The 15,758-nt window shown below is 68.6% G+C and carries 17 protein-coding genes, 1 tRNA gene and 1 pseudogene; 14 read left to right on the top strand and 5 right to left on the bottom strand.

The genetic code is table 11. From position 1 onward, the window contains the following. Positions 1–44: 44 nt before the first annotated feature. The 8 genes from ABD907_RS14195 to ABD907_RS14160 all read left to right on the top strand — a co-directional run bounded on the left by ABD907_RS14195 (position 45) and on the right by ABD907_RS14160 (position 4,312). Positions 45–563, top strand: a complete 519-nt coding sequence (locus tag ABD907_RS14195; protein ID WP_345216927.1) for a gas vesicle protein — start codon at positions 45–47, stop codon at positions 561–563. Further along, entirely contained in the window at positions 560–1,516 is a 957-nt protein-coding gene (locus ABD907_RS14190; protein WP_345216926.1) for a gas vesicle protein, read from the top strand. Before ABD907_RS14195 ends, ABD907_RS14190 begins: the two co-directional genes overlap by 4 nt. Beyond that, positions 1,513–1,836: a gas vesicle protein K gene (locus ABD907_RS14185; RefSeq protein WP_345216925.1), complete on the top strand. Its 324-nt coding sequence runs from the start codon at positions 1,513–1,515 to the stop codon at positions 1,834–1,836. The genes ABD907_RS14190 and ABD907_RS14185 overlap by 4 nt, the downstream gene beginning before the upstream one ends. Beyond that, positions 1,833–2,609, top strand: coding sequence for a GvpL/GvpF family gas vesicle protein (locus ABD907_RS14180; RefSeq protein WP_345216924.1), 777 nt, complete (start codon positions 1,833–1,835; stop codon positions 2,607–2,609). Before ABD907_RS14185 ends, ABD907_RS14180 begins: the two co-directional genes overlap by 4 nt. Before the next feature lie 75 nt (positions 2,610–2,684). Next, a tRNA-Arg gene (locus tag ABD907_RS14175) sits at positions 2,685–2,757 on the top strand. Positions 2,758–2,976: 219 nt separating this feature from the next. After that, positions 2,977–3,192 (top strand): PI-PLC domain-containing protein, encoded by a 216-nt coding sequence (locus ABD907_RS14170; protein WP_345216923.1) that lies wholly within the window; start codon positions 2,977–2,979, stop codon positions 3,190–3,192. Positions 3,193–3,412: 220 nt separating this feature from the next. Next, positions 3,413–4,066 (top strand): nucleoside hydrolase, encoded by a 654-nt coding sequence (locus tag ABD907_RS14165; protein ID WP_345216922.1) that lies wholly within the window; start codon positions 3,413–3,415, stop codon positions 4,064–4,066. 21 nt (positions 4,067–4,087) lie between these two features. Beyond that, entirely contained in the window at positions 4,088–4,312 is a 225-nt protein-coding gene (locus tag ABD907_RS14160) for a hypothetical protein (protein ID WP_345216921.1), read from the top strand. A gap of 97 nt (positions 4,313–4,409) precedes the next feature. Here the strand turns inward: ABD907_RS14160 and ABD907_RS14155 are convergent, their stop codons facing one another. The 5 genes and pseudogenes from ABD907_RS14155 to ABD907_RS14135 all read right to left on the bottom strand — a co-directional run bounded on the left by ABD907_RS14155 (position 4,410) and on the right by ABD907_RS14135 (position 9,283). Then, entirely contained in the window at positions 4,410–5,552 is a 1,143-nt protein-coding gene (locus tag ABD907_RS14155) for an LCP family protein (RefSeq protein ID WP_345216920.1), read from the bottom strand. Positions 5,553–5,690: 138 nt separating this feature from the next. After that, positions 5,691–6,020 carry a cupin domain-containing protein gene (locus tag ABD907_RS14150; RefSeq protein ID WP_345216919.1) on the bottom strand — a complete coding sequence of 110 codons (330 nt, stop codon included), beginning with the start codon at positions 6,018–6,020 and terminating at the stop codon, positions 5,691–5,693. 104 nt (positions 6,021–6,124) lie between these two features. Then, positions 6,125–7,030, bottom strand: coding sequence for a carbohydrate ABC transporter permease (locus ABD907_RS14145; RefSeq protein ID WP_345216918.1), 906 nt, complete (start codon positions 7,028–7,030; stop codon positions 6,125–6,127). Then, a pseudogene (locus ABD907_RS14140) lies at positions 7,027–7,961 on the bottom strand (carbohydrate ABC transporter permease). Before ABD907_RS14140 ends, ABD907_RS14145 begins: the two are co-directional and overlap by 4 nt. Beyond that, positions 7,961–9,283 (bottom strand): extracellular solute-binding protein, encoded by a 1,323-nt coding sequence (locus ABD907_RS14135; protein WP_345216916.1) that lies wholly within the window; start codon positions 9,281–9,283, stop codon positions 7,961–7,963. The pseudogene ABD907_RS14140 and the gene ABD907_RS14135 overlap by 1 nt, the downstream one beginning before the upstream one ends. A 535-nt stretch (positions 9,284–9,818) precedes the next feature. On the opposite strand from ABD907_RS14135, the gene ABD907_RS14130 reads away from it, so the two are divergent. From ABD907_RS14130 to ABD907_RS14105, 6 genes are all read left to right on the top strand, one after another. Next, entirely contained in the window at positions 9,819–10,235 is a 417-nt protein-coding gene (locus tag ABD907_RS14130; RefSeq protein ID WP_345216915.1) for an RbsD/FucU family protein, read from the top strand. A gap of 485 nt (positions 10,236–10,720) precedes the next feature. After that, entirely contained in the window at positions 10,721–12,031 is a 1,311-nt protein-coding gene (locus tag ABD907_RS14125) for an extracellular solute-binding protein (protein ID WP_345216914.1), read from the top strand. A 49-nt stretch (positions 12,032–12,080) separates the two neighbouring features. Continuing rightward, positions 12,081–13,031 (top strand): carbohydrate ABC transporter permease, encoded by a 951-nt coding sequence (locus ABD907_RS14120; RefSeq protein ID WP_345216913.1) that lies wholly within the window; start codon positions 12,081–12,083, stop codon positions 13,029–13,031. Continuing rightward, a complete protein-coding gene (locus ABD907_RS14115) occupies positions 13,028–13,969 on the top strand; it encodes a carbohydrate ABC transporter permease (protein WP_345216912.1) in 942 nt (313 codons plus the stop codon). The genes ABD907_RS14120 and ABD907_RS14115 overlap by 4 nt, the downstream gene beginning before the upstream one ends. 9 nt (positions 13,970–13,978) lie before the next feature. Continuing rightward, positions 13,979–14,593 (top strand): hypothetical protein, encoded by a 615-nt coding sequence (locus ABD907_RS14110; RefSeq protein ID WP_345216911.1) that lies wholly within the window; start codon positions 13,979–13,981, stop codon positions 14,591–14,593. Next, positions 14,590–15,660 carry a Gfo/Idh/MocA family protein gene (locus ABD907_RS14105; RefSeq protein ID WP_345216910.1) on the top strand — a complete coding sequence of 357 codons (1,071 nt, stop codon included), beginning with the start codon at positions 14,590–14,592 and terminating at the stop codon, positions 15,658–15,660. The genes ABD907_RS14110 and ABD907_RS14105 overlap by 4 nt, the downstream gene beginning before the upstream one ends. The last annotated feature ends 98 nt before the right edge of the window (positions 15,661–15,758 follow it).

The following is a 15,758-nucleotide window of genomic DNA, read 5'->3' as shown; positions in this document are numbered from 1 at the left end:
GGACGAGTACGTGACACCGGGATCCTGAGACCGGGGGCGGAGGCATGAGCGCGATCAGCAGCAGACAGGGCGGCCAGCTCGAGCCACAGCGTGAACGGGAGGGAACCCTCGCTCACGTCATCGAGACACTCCTGGACAAGGGGTTGGTGCTGAACGCTGACATCATGGTCTCCGTAGCCGGCGTCGAGCTGCTGGGCATCCGGATCCGAGCCGCGCTCGCCTCCTTCGACACGGCGGCCCGCTACGGCCTGGAGTTCCCGGCGGGTACAGACACGGAGACGAGTGCCTGGCGTCGTTCCGTCGAGCCGAAGGACACCTGTCCGAGCTGCGGGAAGACCGCGCCGACCCAGCAGCTGCTGGAGGAGTACTGCCCCTGGTGCGGCTGGCAGAGCGCGCGGGCGCTGCGCTCCGGTGAGCAGCAGGCCGTGACGGCGGGGGAGCAGGGACCTGATGACGACGAGGGCAAGGACGACCGGACCGACCAGCCAGACCGGGCCGGCCAGCGCCGGGCCGACCAAGCCCGCGAGAGCTCCGGTTCCCATCCGGGTGACCGACCCTCATGAGCGAGACGGTGACCGCCGCCCCCGCGGTGTCGAGGACCGGACCGAGGCCGTCCGCGCTGGAACCCACCCGGGACCCCGGCGCGACGCTGCCCGACCTGCTTGAGGTGCTGCTCAACAAGGGTGTCTACCTCGACCTGGACCTCATCATCACGGTCGCCGACATTCCGCTGATCGGTGTGAACCTCAAGGCGACGATCGCCGGGATCGAGACGATGCTCGAGCACGGCATGATGCGCAGCTGGGACGAACAGACCCGTGAGTGGGTCCGGCGATCCCTCTCGCGGCAGGTGCCCCTCGCGTCCGACGAGGAGGTCGTCGCGCGGATGGCCGGCGGGTACCGCCAGGAGGAGCCGTACCGCACCTGGCGGCCGGGGACGGTGTACCTGACCTCGCACCGGCTGATGGCGTGGCGAGCCGACCCCAGGGAGCTCCTCTGGCAGGTGCGTCTGAACGAGATCACCGGCGTGGACCTGCACACCGAACGGAGCATCGGTGGTGAGGAGCGCACGCGTCTGGCCGTGACGACGAGCTCAGAAACGGCCCTGCTCTCCGCCGCAGCCCCGCAGCGCCTGCACGATCTGCTCCAGGAGCAGGGCATCGGAGGCTCCGTCCACCAGGCCGAGCGCGAGGCTGACCGCGTGCTCGAGGACCGGGTCTGGTACCTGGAGGAGCTGTCCGGAGGAGCCGTCTGGCGCGGTGGGACCGGCATGCTCGACCGCTCGGACGGGCTGACCTGGAAAGGCGCGCTCGACCGACGGGCGGCGGTCCGGATCCGACCCGAGGAGCTGGTCTCGATCGACATCGAGCACGGGCGGTCGCCGGCGGGCACGCACGTGATCGTCGTGGCCGGACCCACGAAAGTGCGCATCGCCACGACCGACACGGCGCGCTGGGTCCGCGAGCTCAGGGACCTCCCGGGTGCGCACAGGCTGCCGGAAGGAGGAGGGACATGACGCTCAACGTCGACGAGACGAGCCTCAAGAACGGCGTCCTCACGCTCGTGATCACGCTCGTCGAGGTGATCGAGGAGTCGCTGGAGACGCAGGCGGTGCGGCGCATCGAGGGCGGCGAGCTCACGGATGAGGAGCAGGAGCGTCTCGGCCAGGCGCTGCTCGACCTCGACGACGCGCTGGAGCAGATCAAGAAGGACCACGACCTGACGACGTCGGTGGCAGATCTGCGACAAGGCCTCGATGACGTCGTCGACGAGCTGGTCGACAAGCTCATCAACCCGGCGCGGTGGGCCGAGGCATCCCGCGAGGAGCGCGTGTGAGCCTCTACCTCTACGGCATCGTGGACGGCGCACCGTCCGAGCTGGGCACCGGCATCGATGGGGCCGAGGTGCGGCTCGTGACGTCTCCCGACGGCGTCACCGCCATGGTCCACGACCACACCGGAGGCCCGTACCAGGGTCCCGACGATGACGTCCGGCGTTGGATCGTCGAGCACAGCGACGTCGTTGACCGTGTCTGGCAGGGCGGCACCACGGTGCTACCGGCAAGTTTCAACGTGATCGTGGCGGGGGCCGAGGAGGCGCCGCCGGAACGGCGGCTCGGGAAGTGGCTGAGCACCAACGCCGAGCAGCTTCGCACGAGGCTCGGCGTGCTGGAGGACCGCGCCGAGCTGCGGGTGGAGATCGGGCTGGACCAACGCCAGGTCGCGGAGGGGCACCCGGACCTGGACCCGCTGCGGGCCGAGCTGGAAGACCGACCGGCCGGCGTCCAGCGCCTGCTGCGCAAGCGGGTGGACCAGCGCGAGCGAGAGGCGACCGAAGCCGTCGCGGACGAGCTCTACCAGGTCTACCGGCGCCGGCTCGCGCGTGTGTCGGAGGAGCTGAGCGAGAATCGCAGCGCACGGCCGGACGCTGGTGTGGTCTCGGTCCTCACCGTCTCGCTGCTGGTCGCCAGGGACGACGTCCCAGCGGTCGGGCAAGAGCTCGCGGCCATCCAGGAGGAGCAGCCGGCCGCTCGGATCCGCTATCTGGGGCCTTGGCCCCCTTACTCGTTCGCGGACGTCCCGGCGATGGCTCCGGACGACGATGAGTGAGCACACTCACGGACCTGCGGGTTGGTCGGTCCTCGCCCGCCGCGCTAGAGTCGATCCCGGCCCGTTTGGGCCGCTGCGCCCGTAGCTCAATGGATAGAGCATCTGACTACGGATCAGAAGGTTGGGGGTTCGAGTCCCTCCGGGCGCACAGCAGTTCCATGTGAGAGGCCCTCGGCGATGCGGCGGGGGCCCGTCGAGGTGGTGCTCTCCGGCGAGCTGGCCAACCGGACCTTCGAGGACAAGGTCCGCTGGGCGGCCTCCCGACGGCCGGATCACGACCGCGCTCCCCCCCGGTGCCACGAGCGCCGACATCACCGTCGTCTCCGACAACTGGACCAAGCTGTTCTCCTGGCAAGGTGTGGGTGAGATGCCCGACGACGAGCGCGCGCAGCTCCAGCAGATCGTCGATGACGCGCACGCCGGCGGCTACCAGGTCCGCTTCTGGGCCACTCCCGAGTCCGTCACCGATGCACGGGAGGCGGTCTGGCGCGCGCTGATCGACGCCGGCGTCGACCAGATCAACACCGATCACCTCCCCGAGCTGGAGGCGTTTCTCAAGACCTACGACCCGACCGAGCGGTGACGATCCGGCCTTGACGCGGCAGGCGATCCGCCTCGCCGCACCGCTGATCGTGCGTCCAAAGCTGCAATTCCGAACTCTCTGGCGACTGGCCAGCTCAACGACCTCGCATCCTCGACACCATTCGTACGCTGGTCATCTACCCGACTTCCAGCGGTACTTCGTCAATGGCACGCTGGCCGGAGCGGTCAAGGGCTAGCCAGCTTGAGGAGAAGCGAATCGAGTGCTCAGCATCCATCCGGCGCAGGCGGGTCCGCGCATCAGGGTCATCGTCGACACCGATGCCAAGAACGAGGCGGACGATCAGTACGCGATCGTGCATGCTGCGCTGACCCCGATGTTCGACCTGCGGGGCGTGATCGCCGCGCACTACGGCACTCTGCGCCACCCGGAAAGCATGCGGCAGAGCCGCCTGGAGGTGGACAAGCTCTATGGCCTGTTGGGTCTCACACCGAACTATCCGATCGTCGACGGCGCCGAGAGGGCGATCCCGGACGAGACGACCCCGAGCCGGTCGCAGGGTGCCGAGCTCATCGTTCGCGAGGCGCTCCGTGACGACACCGACACGCCCCTGTTTGTCGCGTTCTTCGGCCCGCTGACAGAAATGGCTTCGGCGCTACTCACGGCGCCCGAGATTGCAGAGCGGGACGTGACGGTGGTGTGGATCGGTGGCGGTCCATATCCGGACGGCGGCCAGGAGTACAACCTCTCCAACGACATCGCGGCCGCCAATGTGGTGTTCGATTCGTCGGTGCGGCTGTGGCAGGTACCGTCGAGCACGTACAAGCTCATGGCGGTGAGCTATGCCGAGCTCATGGTGAAGGTCGCCCCGCACGGTGACCTCGGTGCCTATCTGGTGGACCAGCTGGTTGAGTGAAACGCCGGTCACGTCACGTCGATGATCGAGCACCGCTCGTTGGGTGACTCTCCGGCGGTCGGACTCATGATGTACCCGGATGCAGGGCGCTGGTACGAGCGGCCGGCGCCGCGGTTCGATGCCGAGCAGCGCTACGTCGACAACCCCGGGGCCCGCCCCATCCGGGTGTACGACACCGTCGACATCCGCTTCATGCAGGAGGACCTGTTCGCCAAGCTGGCGCTGTGGTCGCGCGGACAGAGTTGATCCCGACCCTCGAGGCCCCTCGTGTCCGGGCGGTGTCGCCCCTCGGCGGAAGCCACCGGCGCACCGAGGTTTGGACCTGGTTGCCTTCCCCTGCCCCTCAGCAGGCAGTGTCGAGCTCCTCCGCGGAGCTGCCGAACCCGCCGTCACCGCCAGGGGGTTCCGTTTCCGCGGATTCCTCCTCCACGGGTGACTCTGTCTCGTCGGCCGGGTCGCCCGTCGCCTCCTCCGACGACGTCTCGTCCTCGGGCTCGCCGGCCAGCGGCTCGTCTTCGCGCAGCCGCTCCCAGATCTCCCGCGTCTCCACCGTCCACTGGAGGCGGTTCGTGTCCGGGGGGTACGCCTCGGTCGGCGTCGTCACGAACGTGACGTCCGAGGACCGGAGGCCCTGGAGGCTGAGTCCCAGTCCGGCGAGCTCCCGCAGCGAGTTGAGGCTCGGGCTGACGCTGAGCGCCCGGAGCGCGGCCTCCGCCATCCCGTACAGCTCGGGTGCGTCGAGCAGGATGTTGTGGGACAGCGCGTCGTCGATGAATGCCGACATGAGGTGCTGCTGCCGTTCGATGCGCTCCGGGTCCGTCCCGTTGCCGATGCCGACCCTGACGCGCGCGTAACCCAACGCGTCGCGGCCGCCGAGCGTCTGCTGGCCCGCGTCGAGGACCAGCTGCGCCTTGGGGACGTCGATCGGCTCGGGGATGCAGATGTCGATGCCGCCCATGGCGTCGACCATGTCGATGAAGCCGCCCATCTCGACCAGGACGAACCCGTCGAAGCTCAACCCCGTGGTGCTCTGGGCGAGGTTGAGGTCACAGGCGACGGCGGACTCCCTGTCCTGGCCAGTCTTCCAGCCATAAGAGAAGGCGGAGTTGTACATGTCGAACCGCGCCGGGATCGTCGCGCCGGAGGTGGTGGTGCACTCCGGGATCTGGACCATCGTGTCCCGCGGGATCGAGACGAGCTCGACCCGCGACCGGTCGGCCGAGACGTGCACGACGATGTGCGTGTCGGCCAGCACCGTGGGGACGCTGTCGTTGATGCCGTCTGCACTGCGCGCGTCCGAGCCGATGAGCAGGATGTTGACGGGCTCACCGGCATTCGGGTCCTCGGTCCCGGTCGAGGTCTCCTCCTCGACGGTCGGCGGCGGATCCACCAGGGCCTCGACGTCGAGCTCGGTGACTTGGTTGCGCAGCTGCGCGACGACGGCGGTGGGCACGGCGAGCGCCAGCGCGAGGACGACGAGTCCCACCCGGCCGGCAAGCGTGGCCCCACGCCCGCGGACCATACGACGGGCATGACGTGGGTATCTGTGCTGGTCCGGGGCCACCGCGCCACACTATGCCCGAGAGTGCGGGGCGGCGAAGATTTCCTCGAAGGTCGCGCGGGCCTACTCGAGCCACTCGGTGACGAACCGGTCGTTCTCGTGGATGTGCACGCCGTCGTACAGCTCGTCGCCAATCGTGGAGAACTTGTGCGGCACCATGGCGGGGACCACGAGGATCTGGCCACCCACGGCCACGACCTGCTCGTCGCCCACGGTGAACCGGGCCGTCCCCGAGCGGATGATGAACGTCTCCGCGTAAGGGTGCCGGTGCAGGCGAGGCCCCACCCCGTCCTGCTCGGCGCGGTCGAAGATCACGGAGACCTCGGACCCGAACAGGTACCCCTCGAAGTTCCCGTTCTCCAGCTCAGCGGTCTCGATCACCTGGACGCCCATGTCTCCACCTTCTCCCTGCCGGCACGGGAGGGCAAGGCTTCTCGGTCCGCTCCTGTCGGTCCCGTCCCCGCCCCTGTCGGTCCCGTTCCCGGCGTCGGTCCGTATCAGCCCTTGACGCCACCGGCCATCGCGAACCCGGCACCGAGCCGGCGCCCCATGAGCAGGTACAGCACCACAACCGGCATCGAGTACAGGATCGAGAAGGCGGCGAGCTGGCCGTAGGCGACCTGCCCGTACTGGCTGGAGAAGGTGTACAGCGTAACGGCGGCGGGCAGCTTGTCCGGAGAGAGCAGCAGCATGAACGGGACGAAGAAGTTCCCCCACATCGTCACGAACGTGAAGATGGTGACGACCGCCGTCCCCGGGCGCATCAGCGGCAGCACGATCGACCAGAGCGCCCGCATCGTCGAGGCGCCCTCGGTCCAGGCGCTCTCCTCGAGCTCCTTCGGGACCCCGTCCATGAAGTTCTTGGTCAGGAAGATCCCGTACGGCAGCGACGACGTCCCCAGGAACAGGACCGCGCCGAGCATCGAATCGATGAGGTTCACCTGCACGAACATCGCGTACACGGGGATCATGACTGCCGTGATGGGCAACCCCGTCGCGAAGATGACCGTCAGCAGGAACGGTCGCTTGGCGCGGGACTGGTAGCGCGAGAGCGGGTAGGCCGCCAGCGCCGAGCAGACCACCGTGATCAGCGTGGCGCCGCCGCACAGCACCAGCGAGTTCCACATGGGGCGGAAGGTCGTCTCCTCGTTGAGGACGGCCCGGAAGTTCTCGGTCGACGGCGGATCGGGCCACTGGACGGACAGTCCGGCCTGCGGGTCGAGCGAGGCGAAGATGACCCAGAGCAGCGGTACGGAGAACACCGCAGCGATGAGGACCAGGATGCCGTTCGAGGCGGCGCCCACGGCCCGCCGTCGGGTGTTGCCCTCCTTGTTGGCTCCTGCGCGCGGTTCGCGCGGGTTCGTGCTGGCACGGGTGCTGCCGTCCACGGTCGCGCTGCTCATATCTTCTCCTCCCGCGGCAGCAGCTTGAGATAGACGATCGACGCCAGAGCACCGATGAGCAGGAGCAGCAGCGCAATGGCCGTGCCGTAGCCGAGCTGACCGAAGGAGAACGCCTGCTCGTACATGTACAGCGGCAAGGTCTGGCTCGAGGTGCCCGGCCCGCCGCCGGTCATGACGAAGATCAGGCCGAAGACCGACAGCGTCTGCAGCGTGATGAGCATCAGGTTCGTCATGATCGTCCGGCGGATGATCGGCACGGTGACGAAGAAGAACCGGCGGACCGCACCCGCGCCGTCGATCTCGGCCGCCTCTTCGATGTCGGGTGAGACCTCCGAGAGCGCCGCCGTGTACATCAGCATCGTGAAGGCGGTGCCGCGCCAGATGTTCGCGAAAGAGACCGCGATGATCGGCAGCGCGAACAGCCAGTCCTGCGGCGGCAGTCCGATGGTGGTGAGGATCTGGTTCAGCGAGCCGTCCTCACCGAGGAACGTGGTCCACAGGTAGGCGGCGACCACCTCCGGCAGGATCCAGGCACCGATCACGATCGCCCCGGTGATCGTGATGACCACCCGGTTCGACCTCCTCATCAGGAGCGCCAGGACCATGCCGAGGATGTTCTGCCCGATGATCGCCGACACGATGGTGAACACCAGCGTCAGCACCACGGAGTTCCAGAACTCCGGCGCCGCGAACGCCGTTGTGAAGTTCTCGAAGCCCACGAACTCGGTGCTGGAGGCGCCCTCGCCGCGCAGCGCCTCGTTGGTGAAGGCCAGGTAGACGCTGTAGACGATGGCCCGGCCAGGAAGAGCACCAGCAGGATGACGGACGGCAGCAGCGGCAGGCCACGCAGCGCCGTGCGCCGCACGTTGCGCTCCGGCTCCGGCTGCGCCGGTGCCGCCGACGTCGTCGGGGCGGTCGTTGTCGTGGCCATCAGCTCGCCTCCGAGGTGTTCTCGCGGCCGACGATCTCGATGACCTCTGCGTCGTACTCCGCCTGCGCCTGCTCGGGCGTGCCCTGGCCGGTCATGACCGTCTCCATCGCGGCCTGGATCTCCGCCGAGATCTGTGGATAGGGCGCCAGCGCCGGCCGGTACGAGGCACGCGAGACCAGGTCGGTGAAGAAGTCGATCGTTGGGGAGTACCCGACGTAGTGCGGATGCTCTGCGACGTCGGACCGGATCGTCACCTGGTTGTCACTCACCGCCAGGCGAGCCATGTTCTCCGTCGACATCATCTCTTCGAGGAAGGACCAGGTGAGGTCCGGCCTGCCGGCCAGCTTGGGCATCGCCCAGGACCAGCCGCCGGCCAGCGACACCATGCCGGGATCGCTGCCGTCCTGCGTCGGCATGGGCGCGACGTCCATGACGTCCGGCCACTCCGGCCACTCGGCGGCGCCGCCCTCGGCCCAGGAGGAGCTGATCCAGCTGCCGTCGAGGTTGACCGCGAGCTTTCCCCGCGGCAGCCACGTGTTGTGCACCAGGTCGGTCAGGTTCGGGTCGAGGGCGCGCGCTAGGCCCGGGGTGAGCTCCTCGCTGAAGATCGTGCGGATGAACTTCAGCGAGTCGAGGAAGCCTTGACTGCCCAGCACCCAGGTCTGGGACTCCTTGTCGTACAGCCGGTCGTCCGTGCCGTAGAGCAGCATCTCGAAACCCTGCATGCTGGCCTTCTCGCCCTGCGGCTTGCCGGAGTACACATTGATCGGGATGACGTCGGGCAGCGCCTCTTTGACGGTGCGCATGGCGTCGAGAATGTCGGCCCAGGTCTGCGGCCGCCAGGGCACCTCGATGCCGGCCTGCTCGAGCAGGTCCATGTTGTACCAGAGGCCGCGGGTGTCGGTGTGGGTCGGAACGGCGTAGACGCGGCCGTTCTGGCCGGTGACGGCGTCCTTGCCGGGTTCGTAGAAGTGCCGCCAGAGGTCCCAGCCCTCGACGTACTCGTCCAGTGGACGCAGGTACCCGGCCGCGACGTCGGACTGCAGGATGAAGGTGTCCTCGTAGACCAGGTTCGGCGCGGTCCGCGCCGAGGACATCATCAGCTCCGTCTTGGTGAAGTAGTCCTCCTCCGCCGCCACGAGCGGCACCAGCTCGACGGTCACCTCCGGGTGCCGGGCGCTGTAGGACTCCATCACGTTCCTGAGGTAGTCCCGCATGATCGTGCCGGAGCCGAACTGCTGGTAGCTGATCCGCAGCGTGTTGGGCGAGCCGTTGCCGTCGCCGCAGGCGGCCAGCGGCAGGGCGACGGCGGTGCCACCCACGATCCGCAGCATCGACCGCCGGCTCAGGGCCGTCCCCAGCAGATCGCTCGGATCGGAACGGGTTCGCCGGGCTGGTTCCGCCGGGCCGGCGCGCTCACGACGCACGCCGTTCCCATGGCCATCTCGTCGCATGAAGCCCCCCTCGGCCCCGCTGACGGTGCTTCTCGTCCCCGTCAACGTAGAGCTGACGCTGCCACGCGCCTCGACGACACGCGAGCGGGGGCAAGAATTTCGGACGGCGCCCACGGCGGCACCGCACCCCGCCTGGCGGCCCCAACCGCCGCCGGAAGGGTGCCCGGCGCATGCCCGCGGCGCCCCTTTCCTGCAGCGAGGGCGACACCCAACCACCGAGAGCTACTGGTGCACCTGTCGCCCTCGATGTTTCGGGGCGCCTTCGTTGCCCCCTACGAGTGAGCACTGCATCCGCCGAACAAGCGCTGACGTCCCGTCCTCGCCTGGGACGCGAAGCTAGGGCTTGTTGGGCCGGGCCACGCGGGCCGACGTACCGTCTGACACACCGACCACGAGGAGAACCATGCTGCTCGGCCCACTGACCCATCCCGACCTGCTCCACGCGCTCGCCGCCGCCGGCCACGGCTCGCAGGTGCTGCTCGCGGACGGGAACTATCCGCACGCGACCGGTGCCAACCCCGGCGCGCCCCGGATCCATCTCAACCTCCGGCCGGGTCTGCTCGACGTCGACCAGGTCCTCGAGGCCGTGCACGCAACGGTCCCGATCGAGGCGGCCGCCGTCATGACGCCCGACGGCGGGGCGTCGGTCCCGGCGCACGAGTCCTACCGTCGGCTGCTGGGGGAGCGGGTCGCCTGGCAGGAGCTGGGCCGGTTCGAGTTCTACGACGCGTGCCGGGGGCCCGACCTCGCCGCGGTCGTCGCCACGGGGGACCAGCGGCTCTACGCCAACCTGCTGCTGACCATCGGGGTGCGCGAGTAGCGCCGCGGTGACTGAGCCGTCGCGGTCCGACAACGAGAGTGTGATGTCGCGGCCATGACGACGACATCAACACTCTCGTCAGCCTCGTGAGCGTGCGCCGGCCGTGAACACTGCTGCGCGAGGCACGGTGCCCGAGCGGCTAGTTCTGTAACGATTCGGTTACAACTGAGCGAAGCGGCCCGCAGTGGTCCGCACGTGGCGAGCCTCTACCGAGGCGCCGCCGCAGGCGTCTGATCACCGGTTTTGCCCGGATTGTCGAGAAAGCGCTTACCGCCCCAGTGCCGGACTCGGCCGTCAGCGGGCGGGAAGGGGTTACCAAGCACCCTTGTTGGCGCCGTAGCACCGGTGTTATAACGATTCAGCCATCCGGGATCCCCAGAGCACGAACCGGGATCGCACCACTCAGACGAGCATCACACCGACGACCGACCGGCCGAGGGCTGTGCACGACAGCCGGCCGATGACCGAGCGAGGAGGCTCGATCGATGAAGAAGCACATGTTGAAGGTGGTCGCCGTGGCCGCGGCCGCGACCATGGTCGTGTCCGCCTGCGGCGGGAACGACTCCGGCGGGGAGGGCGACGGCGGTGGTTCCGGCGGTGGAGAGGTCACCCTCGGTTTCACCTGGTGGGGCAACGATGACCGCGCCTCCCGCTACGAGGAGGCGATTGCCCTCTTCGAGGAGGAGCATCCCGACATCACGATCCAGCCGACCTGGGTCGACTGGGAGGGCTACTGGACGCAGCGGGCCACGGAGGCGGCCGGCCGGTCTCTCCCGGACGTCATGCAGTTCGACCTCTCCTACCTGGCCGAGTACTCCCAGAACGGCCACCTGCTCGACCTGGCCCCATACATCGGGGAGCAGATCGACCTGTCGGGATTCGAGGAGGCGTTGGTCTCCTCCGGCGAGCTGAACGGCGAGCAGATCGGCATCCCGACCTCCACCAACACGCTGGCGTTGTTCATCAACCCGAACATCGTCGAGGAGGCGGGCGTCGAACCGCTGCCCGAGGACTACACCTGGCAGGACTACAACGCCTGGATCCGGGCTATCACCGAGGCGGGTCTGACCGCCGAGAGCGGTCAGCCGGTCTACGGCAGCGGTGACTACACCGGGGTCTTCTGGCTTTTCCTGCAGTGGCTCGTCCAGAACGGCACGGAGCCCTTCACCGACGAAGGCGGGCTGAACTTCACCCAGGACGACGTCGTCGAGTTCCTCAGCCTCACCGCCGACCTGCGAGAGAGCAACCTGCTCTTCCCGACCGAGCGTGCGACGCAGCTCGACCCGCTGGGCGGGTTCACGGCTCTGGAGGCGGCGTCCGAGTACAGCTGGGACAACTTCTTGGCCGGCTACGTGGCCGACTCCGGCGTGGAGAACCTCGAGATGAGGCCGATGCCCGTCGGTCCGGAGGGCGCCAGGTCGATGTTCTGGAAGCCCTCGATGCTGCTGTCGGTCGGAGCCAACAGCGAGCACCCGGAGGAGGCGGCGACCTTCATCAACTTCCTCCTCACCAACCCCGAGGTGGGCAAGATCTTCGGCACCTCGAAGGGCGTGCCTGCGGACCAGGCGCAGCGCGAGGCGATGGAGCTCGAGGAGGGCAGCATCGACGCCCGCGTGGTGGCGTACGAGGAGGCAGTCACCGAGCATGTGACCGAGCCCGCGCCCACCCCCGTGAAGGGCTTCGGCGCCATCGAGGCCGAATGGCTGCGCCTGGCCGAAGAACTCAACTACGGCAACATCACCATGGAGCAGTTCGCGGATCAGTGGTTCACCGAGGCAGAGATGGCGATGCAGTAGTCGCCCTCTTGTCACGTCCATCTGACCCACCTGATCGAGGGGAGACCCCATGGCGCTCGCCCATGAGGTGACCCGCGCGCCCGTCGCCCCGCCGCCGAACGCCGCCAGGCGTCGGCGGCGGGCGGCGGAGACGCGGGCCGGGTACGGCTTCCTGTCGCCATGGCTGCTCGGGTTCTTCGGGCTCACGGCCCTCCCGATGCTGGCGTCGTTGTATCTCGCGTTCACCGACTACGACCTGTTCAACACCCCGAACTTCATCGGTCTCGACAACTTCCGGCGCCTGTTCGAAGACCCGCAGTTCATCCAGTCGGCGAAGGTCACGGCTGTCTACGCGATCATCGGGACCCCGGTGAAGCTCGTCGCCTCACTCGCCGTCGCGATGCTGCTCAACAACAAGCATCACGGAAAGGGGTTCTACCGCTCGGTCTTCTACGCCCCGTCGCTCATCGGCGCGAGCGTGTCGGTCGCCATCGTCTGGAAGGCCATGTTCATCGACCAGGGCATCGTCGCCCGAGTCGGTGAGGTCATCGGCATCGAGTGGGGTGGCTGGGTCGGTGATCCGAGCAAGACCATGCCGATGTTCATCCTCCTCGCGGTGTGGCAGTTCGGAGCCCCGATGGTGATCTTCCTCGCCGGGCTGAAGCAGATCCCGAACGAGCTCTACGAGGCGGCCTCGGTCGACGGCGCCGGACCGGTCCGGAAGTTCTTCCGGATCACCCTGCCGATGCTCTCCCCGGTCATCTTCTTCAACCTCCTGCTGGAGACGATCGGCTCGTTCCAGATCTTCGCCTCGGCGTTCATCATCTCCAACGGCACCGGCGGGCCGGCCGGCTCGACCCTCTTCTACACGCTGTACCTCTACCAGCGCGGGTTCGCCGACTTCCAGATGGGCTACGCCTCCGCGATGGCGTGGGTGCTGCTCGTCGTCGTCGCGATCATCACGTTGGTCATGTTCCGCAGCACCCGGTTCTGGGTGCACTACGGAGGGGAGGAGAAATGACATCCAACCCCGTCACGACGGGCGTCGCCGGAGGTCTCGAGGCCGGCGGTGCGACCAGCGCCAGTCACGAGCGCAGCGCGGCACTGCGGCGCCGCTCCCGGATCCGCAAGAACGTCCGCTCCGCCGTGTTCCACGCCGCCTCGTTGCTGATCACCGTCGTCGTTCTCTACCCCGCAGTGTGGATGGTCATGTCGGCGCTCAAGCCGAGCTCGGAGATCGTCGGCGAGGTGAGCATCTGGCCGGAGCAAGCCTCGCTCGACAACTTCACCACCGCGCTGAGCGGCATCGCCGGCATCTCGTTCTGGACCTTCTTCGGCAACTCGACGATCCTCGCGCTGGCGTCGGTGGCCGGCGTCCTGCTGTCGTCGTCGATCGCCGGGTACGCGTTCGCGCGGGTGAGCTTCCCGGGAAAGGCACTGTGGTTCGGCCTCATGATCGGCACGCTGCTGCTGCCGTTCCACGTCGTGCTCATCCCGCAGTACATCGTCTTCAACAATCTCGGGATGCTGGACACGTTCTGGCCGCTGCTGCTCCCCAAGTTTCTCGCCTCGGAGGCATTCTTCGTCTTCCTCATGGTGCAGTTCATGCGCAACCTGCCCCGTGAGCTCGACGAGGCGGCGCGGGTCGACGGTGCCGGGCACATCCGCATCTACGCATCGATCATGCTGCCGCTGATGAAGCCGGCCCTCGTCACGGCGGCGATCTTCACCTTCATCTGGTCGTGGAACGACTTCATGGGACCGCTGCTGTACCTCCGGGACCCGAACCTGTTCCCGCTGCCGATCGCGCTGCGGCTGTTCGTCGATCAGACGTCCTCGTCCGACTACGGTGCCCAGATGGCGATGGCCGTGCTCGCGATCCTTCCCGTGCTGCTGTTCTTCATAGCCTTCCAGCGCTACATCGTCGAAGGCGTCGCGACCCAGGGCCTGAAGGGCTGAGTGGCCCCCGTGCGCTCGAACGAGAACCAGGACGTGCGGCCGGCCGGTCGCAGCCTCGGCGGCGGTGCCCGCTTCGCACTGTTCGGGGAGATGCTGCTCACCGGCGCGGTGCTCGCCGTCGTGAGCCTACCGGTGGTCACCGCGGTGCCGGCCCTTGCCGGCGGCGGTCTGCACCTGCGGCGGCATCTCGAGGGCTTGGACGACTCGACCGGCGAGCTGCTCCGGCACATCGCTCGGGCGTTGCGGGAGCTGTGGCCGGTCGGTGTGGCCGTCCCGGCCTTGCTGCTGCTCCTCGGGTTCGACTGGTGGCTAGTCAGCACGGGCGCACTTCCTGGGGGGACGGCCGTCGGCGTCGTGGTTGCCGTGGTGACCGCAGCCATCTGCGTGGTCACGCTGCGGTTCGTCGGGGGGTGGCTGCCGGGCGCCGCGGCCGGCCGCGCGATCCGCGAGGCGGCCCGCCGCTGCACCGCCGACGTCGCCGGCTCCGTGCTGCTCATCGCGGCGGTGGGCGTCGCCGTCACCGTGGTCTGGATGCTGCGGCCGATGCTGCTGGTGGTGCCCGGCCTGCTCGCGCTCGCTGCCGTCGCGGTCGAGAACCGCCGCAGGACGTGGGTCCGGCCGTGAGCGTACGGGTCGCCGTCGTCGGAGCGGGCTGGTGGGCCTCGAACCATCACGTGCCCTCGCTCGCCGCCTACGGGCCGGCGGAGCTCGTCGCGCTGTGCGACGAGGACCGGGGACGCGCCGCCGAGGTCGCCCACGAGCACGGCGTGCCCGAGGTCGTCACCGACGTCGACGAGCTCCTGCGGGTGGGTGCCGATGCGGTCGTGATCGCCACACCGCACGTCACCCACCATGATCTCGCGGCTCCGTTGCTGGATGCCGGCGTGCACGTTCTCGTGGAGAAGCCGCTCACCACCCGGGCGACGGACGCGTTCGACCTCGTGCGGCGCGCGGAGCGGTCGGGTGCCCACCTCGCCGTCGGTTACACGGACCAGCACGCGCCGACCGCGTCCCGGGTCCGGGATGCCGTGCGGCGCGACATCGGTGACCTCGTCCAGGTCATGGCCGAGTTCTCGTCCGGCACCGCGGGGCTGTTCGCCCGTGCCGAGGCCGACTCCGCCGAGGTCACGTCTGCCAGAGCCGGATCGGACGACGGCGAGCCCCACGACCAGCACCCCCGCACCTACGGAGCGGCGATGGGGGGCGGTCAGGCGCACACGCAGCTCACCCACGTCATGGGCATGGTCTGCTGGACCACCGGCCGCGAGGTCCGCGAGGTCGCAGCCTTCGTCGACCACCGCGGCCGCGAGGTGGACGTCGACGACGCCGCGGCCTTCCGTCTCGTCGGCGGCGGCACCGGCGTGGTGACCTCGACCGGCATGGCCGGCGAGGCCGGCGCCGAGCGGCGCCACGTGCGGTACCTCGGCACGCGCGGAAGCGTGGACCACGACATGACCAGCGGCGAGGCCACGGTCCGGTGCGTGGACGGGACGACGGCGCACCTCTCGCCACCGCCGGAGGAACCGGGCCGTCGGACGTGGGCGCCGGCGCGTGCACTGGTAGATCTCGTCCGCGGTGACGGCGAGAACCTGGCCCCCGGCGGCGCCGGAGCTGCCACGACGGCCTTCGTCGAGGCCATGCTGCTCGCCACCGAGACTCGCAAGGTCGTCGACGTCCCTCGTCTGCCGTGAAGCCGCCCGGTCAGTGCCGGTCCGTGCCGGTTCGTGCTCGTCGGTGCTGTGGTGGTGCCGTGATACACGGGCACTGTGGTGCCGTGCTACACGGGATA

This window comes from Georgenia halophila, assembly GCF_039541595.1.
This window is presented reverse-complemented; position numbering and strand designations above follow the sequence as displayed.